The organism is Limosilactobacillus reuteri subsp. porcinus (assembly GCF_036621895.1).
Lineage (GTDB): Bacteria > Bacillota > Bacilli > Lactobacillales > Lactobacillaceae > Limosilactobacillus > Limosilactobacillus reuteri_J.
The window spans coordinates 629-935 of record NZ_LN887492.1 but is presented as its reverse complement, the minus strand read 5'-3'; the positions used below and the strand labels follow the sequence as shown (position 1 = coordinate 935).

The following is a 307-nucleotide window of genomic DNA, read 5'->3' as shown; positions in this document are numbered from 1 at the left end:
GTTAGAAAACGGCGCCGTCGTTTTCTAAAAAAACTTCGCCATCAATTAAGCAACGACCTAATTCCGCGTGCCAAAAAGTATGAACGTGCCGAAGATATCTTCCAAGGTCGTAATAGCTATTCCAAGACTGATCATGATGCGACTTTTATGTGTATGAAGGAAGATCCGATGATGAATCGGGAGTTAAAGCCCGGCTATAACCTGCAAATCGCTACACATAAGCAATTTGTCCTTGATTACGGGCTCTTTTCAAATCCAACTGACACCAGGACCTTAGTGCCATTCCTTACCCAGTTTCATGCTTTAG

At 43.0% G+C, this 307-nt stretch carries 1 pseudogene; it reads left to right on the top strand.

Annotated features, from left to right (window positions below):
* Positions 1 to 307, top strand: a pseudogene (locus tag AACL61_RS09190) (IS5/IS1182 family transposase); the annotation flags it as partial.